We start from the raw sequence: 5902 nt of genomic DNA, 5'->3' as shown, positions 1-5902 counted from the left end.
TCGTGACCGCCGAGAGGCGGTTTTTTTGTGCCTGAAAAACAGCTTTCCTAATATCCGTCCTAATATTATTTCTCGCTATCATCATACAAAAGCAGGAATGTGTTAAATTTTTATTGACCGCCAACTACCTACACAGGCTAAATTTTACGATCATATCGCGCAGTCTTATATCCTATCCGAATAGTAGTCAACCCACGTATTACGTCATACCTTCGCGAGTCATTTTATGATGAATGGTGGTAATATCTTGGTGCTAAAAGAGATGCTGGGGCATACCTCAACACAGATGGCAATTCGGTATGCGCACTTTGCACCGGATCACCTTGATGCAGCGGTGCAGTTGAATCCGTATGATAAATTAGGTCAGTAATGATGGACAACAATCAGAAAGAATGGACTGAAGAAGAACTCCGGGCTGCCGTTGAGGTGTATGCCCAGATGAGGCATAAAGCGGCGATGGGAGTTGGTTTTTCAAAGTTAGATTACTATAAGGAGTTGAGTGAGCGCTTTGGTCGTACGCCGAAATCTTTCGAATATCGAATGCAGAATATTTCCTATGCCTATATGCAGCTAGGGCGCGAGTGGGTTACTGGCCTAAAACCCGCTTCTAATGTAGGAACTAAGAAACTAGCAGAGCTTAATCAGTTGATTGAAGCCATTGACCCTGTGACTGGTAGTGGCGACGAGCAGTTTGAAAAACAGGTGTCGCGGTTGCTCAAACTTGGAAAGATAGAGAAACCTGCTGGAAAAAAAAATCCAGAACAGAGAATACAAGAAACTAAAGTCACGATGCGTGACCCGCTCGTAAAGGCTTATGTACTTCAGCAGTCGCAAGGGAAGTGTGAGAATTGTGATGCTAAAGCACCATTTGTACTAGACGATGGGCGTCCTTATTTGGAAGTGCACCATATAAAGCACCTGGCTAATGGTGGTTCTGACACGGTAGAAAATGCTGTCGCATTGTGTCCAAATTGCCATAGAGCATTTCACTATTCTGAGAATAAGTATTCATTGGTGAATGCGTTGTATATGAAAATTAGCCGGCTAGCTCGTGAGTAGCTGACAGCTCGTTTTCAGTGGGGCATAAATGAAATTTCAGAATGAAAAATTTCTTTTATAATAGTTAATTATTGATTTATCTAAACCTATTAATGTTTTGGAAATCCATCGACTGTAAGGCTGTACAAGTTCAAGTCTCGTCCCGGGCACCAAGAATTTTACTAGAATAATCAAAGCAATAAAGCAGTATCGTGACCGCCGATAGGCGGTTTTTTGGTATATAAAATCCGCCTATCACCATTAGCAACCGTTCTTACTATTCACCAACGATTGGAACAACAGCCATTTTTCTTTTTCTGCTGAGCAATTTTCTTATCAGCGGCAGGATCGCTCCCTCGCGGATTTTAGCGCGTGCCGGATCGCGCAACTGCCGGGCTTTAAACAGACACATCGGGGTAGGGGCCAAAGGCCAGTTTTTTCTCTTTGCCGTCGATGCGGTACTTCATGTACCAGAATTTTGAACCGTTAGGTTTGATCAGCAGGTACAGTCCTAAACTGGCGGTAAGCTTGAAGGATTTATCGGTGGGTTTGATCTTGCGAATAGCTGTATCTATGCAAAGATATTATTTGGCTACGCCAAATCATCATCCTGCCGATTGATCACGCTGCTCATCAACTAACCGTACTGCGTCAGTCAATCTGTTACATCATAAGGTTCATCGTTATTTTGTGTTCAGGCTGTGTCACTATGGGATTATTAGCGTTACTTCGTTCAGCATGTATTTTCATTATCAATTGACTTACAATAATTTTGTGCAGATAAAAACTATCAGGGTATGGCGGTAGCGCATGAACTAAAATGTAAAATATCCATCAATTACGCTCAGGGAAAGATCACGAAAAGTATGTTTTCATACAAATAGCAAGATAAGTGTAATTTCAAGTTAGAATTAGATATATCACATACAGTATGTGTTCGATAATCACTTAAATGCGTGTTGTCATTCGGTTGTGAGTGTTAAATTTTTCTAAACTCATCAAAAACATGATGACTTATACTTATCATGATCTTTCCCTGATATGCCAAGGAATTGATTGATATTATTGGTATGATTAAGCGGAGAATGGAATGTTCAGTAAAATAACATTCTTGATATTTATTGTTGTTTTTTCCGCAGGCAGCTGCGCTGAAACTCTTTTGTTAGATATTCCTCATTTCGATTCAACTAAGATTGGCAATGTTGGTCTTACTGAGATGCAGGCGAAGTCATTACTGGTTTTCTCACTAAAAAACGAAAAATATAATGTATCGCTGCCTGGTATTTTTATAGATGATGATTTGAAGGATAAACAAGGGAAAGCTTTTCACCCAGGCTATTATACCTTTGGGGTTGGCTACGACTCACCTTCAGTTGGTGCAACAGACATATGAGGGATGTTTTCTATTAGTCCTAAAACGGGTGATGTATGGGAAGAATATACATGCAAACAAATATCGTTCCCAGAGTTGCAAAAAATACAGCAAATAATAATAAAAAAAACGGGTGTGACATTTGCAGATGAAGTGGCGCAACGTAGGGGGTTAGGGTGTAAGGATGAATAACCATATCCGGTATGTGGAATAGTGGTCAAAAGGGAAGCCTGGATTAGGGATGGATAACTGGAGAAAAAGGGATTAATTCATGTCAGTTTACAAACTTGGTACTAATATTTATGGTATATATAAGATAAATAGAAAACGCTTATGCCATGGTTTTTAATAAAATGAAATTTATATACAAAAGATACATTTTTATTTGTGCCTTACTGGTATTTATTGGCAAAGGTTATGTGAATCAATATTTTTACGTATATAATAATATCATCATTGTAAGTTGGGGGGATGGGCCTTACGGAAAAAAATTATATGGGGCTTATGTTTATAAAGGTGAAGAGATAGGTGATAAGGTACAAGTTAAACTGATGATCTATATTAACCACCAGAACTTCAATTTTATTTCTTATTATATGGATTTTGGCGTTATTGGCATAGATGAACGCAATAAAGTCTATGATAATTGGAGCTGTGTGGACTGGCGCCCTGAGGGAGTTTATATCGGAAATACAACTGCACGATATTTTATATCTAAAGCAGATTTGGCAAAGCATAGGTAATTTATGTGTATTAATCTGATGCAGAAAAAAATACATGGCTGTTATATTGTATTTTCATTTATTTTAATGATAACTGTTTCTTTTTTCATTTACCAGAATCATTTTTATCATACAAAAACCATCGCCATTAGTTGGTCAAATGATTCGTTTGACATGAATCAAAAATACAAAATTTGTATTTATCTGGGGAGTCACGTTGATGGGAGAGTACAAATAAAGGCAAAAATTTATAGAAGTGTTGACGATTTTTTCTCTCATGATATTGGAGTGATAGGTGTATCTAAATATGATCTTGATGATGTTAATTTCGCCGATATTATCGACCAATGGGGAATTGTAAAATGGAAATCAGATGGCGTTTATATTGGAAATGATGCAAAACCTGTGTATTTTCTTCCCAAGGAAAAATTTAAAACTTTTTGATATACGTTGAGATATTGTTGATTTTAAAAAAGTTAACCTCTATTAAGAGTATGAAAAATGAACAGAATGCACCTGATAATCGTTTTTATTTTTTTGTTGGGTGGTTTAACAATAAGCAGTATGGCTAGAATTCCTGAACATGTTTACTTAAATGAAAGCGGGATGCTTAAAGGTGTTGAGGATAATATCTTGTTAAAAGAATATGGTCAGCCTGAACATCAGTTCATAAAACCTCGCTATAAATTTGTGGGTGAATATTATATTGACATAGAGAATACTTATCGTTCGACGAATCCAGAATTAAAAAACATACCGATTAAAGAAATGTTTTGGCATATCAACTCAAATTTAAACCTGACCTGCTGGTTTCATTATAAAGACAGGAAATGGACAGTTATATCATATATATTCTGGGAACCAGGAACTTTGTTTTAATCCAGTATTCAATATAATAACTATCGGGGTTAAATCCGTAGGTGATATATAGACACAAAGAGAAACGCAGTATTTTTCTTGTAGATCTCTGTTTTTGTGTTTATTGAAAATATTAAACAAAGTTTTACCCAGCTATATCTTCCTCTTGCGAGTGTAAAATAATATGCAATGGTATTTTTTATTTGTCATTTTTGGACTGATGTCAACATGTGCTGCTCAGACTTCTGAATTCCCTCTTAATTTTGAATACTACAACAACAGGAATGAAGTACACAAAAACGACAGTGAAGAGTTTCTTGTGAAACAATATGGAAAACCTGACCATCAAATTACAAAACCAAGACATTATTTTTTAGGCGTTTATTACGAAAGTATAGAGCAAACCTACCCTTCGAGAATCTCTAAATTCAAAAACATTCCTATTAAAGAGATGTTCTGGAATTTGAAGGGTGATTTGAATTTGACATGTTGGCTTCATTATAAGGATGGGCAATGGGTCGTTATTTCATATGTTTTCTGGCCACCAGGGGCTGATTTTTAATTCGATATTAACGAATCAATATCTTGGATTTTGTATCTATAAGCAATAAAATAACTGATGACTACAGCACACTCAAATATTGCTCTCGTTACTTGATGACATCTTGGAAATGAAACTACCGAGCAAGAGCCAACTACCGTGATAGGAAAAATACTGGCGCAAGGTACATCTGTGCAAGTCTGGTTCTGGTAACTGAACTGCAAAGGGTTGTATGTGGTTTCGCTGTGACTGGGTGCTGAAATTCCCTATTCTGGCAGGGTTTTTAGCGATTTATTAGGTTGCTAATATAATGATAAATAAATTCTGAATTCGTTAAGGGCACTACTTTTATCAGTATTATTTACTTTGCGTTGATGTATTTTTGAATTTTATGTTTTCACTGCATTTATCTGGGGCAATGAGTATTGGAGGAGAGTTTACTCATCAGCAATGTGTCTAAATGATGATTATGGCTCTTTGTCACTGTATATTGGGGATATTAGCGAGATGATGAATATAAGAATGGAACTCAGGGTAGTATATGTTGAAGATGCTACTATATTTTTGAACGTAATAATTCCTAATGCAATCTTCGCTCTTTTGACGGTAAATAAATGAAACGAGTTTCTATCCTGGTGATTTTTATTTCAATAGCTTACGTAGTTCCGGTAAATGCACTTACGCCGTCAACGACCATTCAATCCACTAAATATTATGAAGAAAATAATATTAAAAATGGGGATAGCGATACTTATTTTTTACAAAAATATGGCATTCCAGCTTATGAACATATAAAGCCGAGACATAAATTCATTGGGGAGTATAATGTCGGCCTGAATCAAACCTATCCTATAACAGATCCAAAGTTCAAAGATGTCCCGATTAAAGAAGTGCTCTGGCACTTGGAGGATGACTTAAATTTGACATGCTGGTTTCATTATAAAGATGGACAGTGGAGTGTTATATCTTATTTTTTCTGGCCACCAGGAGCTATGTTTTAATCTGGCATTAAGGAGTTAATACCATAAATTTTGTATCTTCGACTGCCTTAAGAAATATGACCGCAGTGGGTGGCTGACGGATGAGCATACCGGCTAAGGCAGTCTCCGGTTTCAGCGTGACGTCCTCGGTAACCCCTGCGATATCACGCCCCCCGACGGGCAGCACATCAGCCACCTCTACTACGGCAACGGCCACCTGCTGCAGACGGCGCTGGACGGTATAACGGTCAGTGATGTAGAGAAGCATCTGCCCATTTTTCTTTTTCTGCTGAGCGATTTTCTTATCAGCGGAAGGATCGCCCCCTCGCGAACTTTAGCCCGTGCCGCATCGCGCAACTGCCGCGCTTTAAACAGAGACACATCGGGGTAG

Annotated in this window: 6 protein-coding genes and 5 pseudogenes; 9 read left to right on the top strand and 2 right to left on the bottom strand. The window is 37.7% G+C overall.

The genetic code is table 11. The features are described from left to right. Positions 1–190 precede the first annotated feature (190 nt). Both HMPREF3091_RS22380 and HMPREF3091_RS20425 read left to right on the top strand, forming a co-directional pair. A pseudogene (locus HMPREF3091_RS22380) lies at positions 191–370 on the top strand (tyrosine-type recombinase/integrase); the annotation flags it as partial. Next, positions 370–1059 carry an HNH endonuclease gene (locus tag HMPREF3091_RS20425; protein WP_070718604.1) on the top strand — a complete coding sequence of 230 codons (690 nt, stop codon included), beginning with the start codon at positions 370–372 and terminating at the stop codon, positions 1057–1059. The pseudogene HMPREF3091_RS22380 and the gene HMPREF3091_RS20425, both read left to right, overlap by 1 nt. 281 nt (positions 1060–1340) lie before the next feature. On the opposite strand, the pseudogene HMPREF3091_RS23110 reads toward HMPREF3091_RS20425, so the two are convergent. After that, a pseudogene (locus HMPREF3091_RS23110) lies at positions 1341–1613 on the bottom strand (Arm DNA-binding domain-containing protein); the annotation flags it as partial. A gap of 515 nt (positions 1614–2128) precedes the next feature. On the opposite strand from HMPREF3091_RS23110, the pseudogene HMPREF3091_RS20420 reads away from it, so the two are divergent. The 7 genes and pseudogenes from HMPREF3091_RS20420 to HMPREF3091_RS23105 form a co-directional block, all read left to right on the top strand. Then, positions 2129–2602, top strand: a pseudogene (locus HMPREF3091_RS20420) (hypothetical protein). Between the two features lie 161 nt (positions 2603–2763). Further along, the gene (locus HMPREF3091_RS20415) at positions 2764–3153 is read left to right on the top strand and encodes a hypothetical protein (RefSeq protein WP_139146237.1); all 390 of its coding nucleotides are present in this window, start codon (positions 2764–2766) and stop codon (positions 3151–3153) included. 153 nt (positions 3154–3306) lie between these two features. Then, positions 3307–3576, top strand: coding sequence for a hypothetical protein (locus HMPREF3091_RS22565; protein ID WP_139146236.1), 270 nt, complete (start codon positions 3307–3309; stop codon positions 3574–3576). A 57-nt stretch (positions 3577–3633) separates the two neighbouring features. Beyond that, entirely contained in the window at positions 3634–4011 is a 378-nt protein-coding gene (locus HMPREF3091_RS20405; RefSeq protein ID WP_371328698.1) for a hypothetical protein, read from the top strand. 163 nt (positions 4012–4174) lie between these two features. After that, the gene (locus HMPREF3091_RS20400; RefSeq protein WP_070718595.1) at positions 4175–4552 is read left to right on the top strand and encodes a hypothetical protein; all 378 of its coding nucleotides are present in this window, start codon (positions 4175–4177) and stop codon (positions 4550–4552) included. A gap of 593 nt (positions 4553–5145) precedes the next feature. Beyond that, positions 5146–5532, top strand: a complete 387-nt coding sequence (locus HMPREF3091_RS20395) for a hypothetical protein (RefSeq protein ID WP_070718592.1) — start codon at positions 5146–5148, stop codon at positions 5530–5532. Positions 5533–5584: 52 nt separating this feature from the next. Then, positions 5585–5776 (top strand): annotated as a pseudogene (locus HMPREF3091_RS23105) (hypothetical protein); the annotation flags it as partial. Here HMPREF3091_RS23105 and HMPREF3091_RS23100 read toward each other — a convergent pair. Then, a pseudogene (locus HMPREF3091_RS23100) lies at positions 5732–5902 on the bottom strand (integrase arm-type DNA-binding domain-containing protein); the annotation flags it as partial. The pseudogenes HMPREF3091_RS23105 and HMPREF3091_RS23100 overlap by 45 nt on opposite strands.

It is taken from the genome of Hafnia sp. HMSC23F03 (assembly GCF_001816025.1).
Classification (GTDB): domain Bacteria; phylum Pseudomonadota; class Gammaproteobacteria; order Enterobacterales; family Enterobacteriaceae; genus Hafnia; species Hafnia paralvei.
The sequence above is the reverse complement of the archived record's forward strand: the minus strand, read 5'-3'. Positions and strand labels throughout refer to the sequence as shown.

Bases quoted from the DNA above. Each gene is read 5' to 3' on its own strand.
- HMPREF3091_RS22565 (WP_139146236.1), top strand. From the start codon at position 3,307: ATGAATCAAAAATACAAAATTTGTATTTATCTGGGGAGTCACGTTGAT.
- HMPREF3091_RS20405 (WP_371328698.1), top strand. From the start codon at position 3,634: ATGAACAGAATGCACCTGATAATCGTTTTTATTTTTTTGTTGGGTGGT.
- HMPREF3091_RS20425 (WP_070718604.1), top strand. From the start codon at position 370: ATGATGGACAACAATCAGAAAGAATGGACTGAAGAAGAACTCCGGGCT.
- HMPREF3091_RS20400 (WP_070718595.1), top strand. From the start codon at position 4,175: ATGCAATGGTATTTTTTATTTGTCATTTTTGGACTGATGTCAACATGT.
- HMPREF3091_RS20395 (WP_070718592.1), top strand. From the start codon at position 5,146: ATGAAACGAGTTTCTATCCTGGTGATTTTTATTTCAATAGCTTACGTA.
- HMPREF3091_RS20415 (WP_139146237.1), top strand. From the start codon at position 2,764: ATGAAATTTATATACAAAAGATACATTTTTATTTGTGCCTTACTGGTA.